This window comes from Campylobacter sp. IFREMER_LSEM_CL1085 (genome assembly GCF_025772235.1).
Taxonomy (GTDB): Bacteria; Campylobacterota; Campylobacteria; order Campylobacterales; family Campylobacteraceae; genus Campylobacter_D; species Campylobacter_D lari_D.
In genome coordinates, this window is sequence record NZ_JAKMRU010000048.1 from 1 (window position 1) to 746 (window position 746).

General features: G+C 26.7%; 1 protein-coding gene. It reads right to left on the bottom strand.

The window, feature by feature from the left end:
* Positions 1 to 153: 153 nt before the first annotated feature.
* A partial coding sequence (locus L8W56_RS08745; RefSeq protein WP_263660034.1) for an Abi family protein occupies positions 154 to 746 on the bottom strand: 593 nt, incomplete at its 5' end.

The following is a 746-nucleotide window of genomic DNA, read 5'->3' on the forward strand; positions in this document are numbered from 1 at the left end:
AAGCCACTGCTAAAAAAATCGAAAGTATTACTTGCTTTTCCTATTCCTTCTCTACTACTTTCTATAACCTCTTGTCCTTCTCTTAGAGCTTCTTTTATACTTTCTTTAATGTTAATAGTGGTATTGTTTTCATTATGAACACTAATATTATTTTCATTTGCATTCATCTAAGGCCTTTTGGATTTTGTTTATTGTATCTTCTATAAAGATTGATACATTTTTGCGGTAATCTTTCCATTCTTTTCCGAGTGTCTTATCGAGAAGTTTTGAGCTATTTGGATCTAAATTATTAAATATATTATAGTTTTCTTTCATGTTTTGAAATATGAAATTTGTATCCTTAGAAGAACACAATTGATTGTTATGAAATAAAAGAAGACCTCGAATTGTTATTTTTGGATAGATTGCCATAGTTTTATACCAAGAACCCTTATTCAAATAGCCTATGCTATCTAAATAATCATAAAATTCTTCATAGTGCTTTATAAATTTAAGTTTTTCTTCAAAAATTTGTTTTTCTAAATCTTTAGTAGAGGCTCTTAAGTTTAGGTATTTTTGTTTCTCATTTGAATTTAAATCGCTTATGAAATTAAGATAATTAAAATAAGTATGTTCTTTGCCATGTAGAAAAATGAAAAGACTAATGTAGCTTTTAAGAGAAACTTCAAAGTACCTATCCTCAAATCCAAATAATTTAGCCACCTTAAAATCAAAAATAGCCTTTTGCATTTTTGTATTTAAATCTC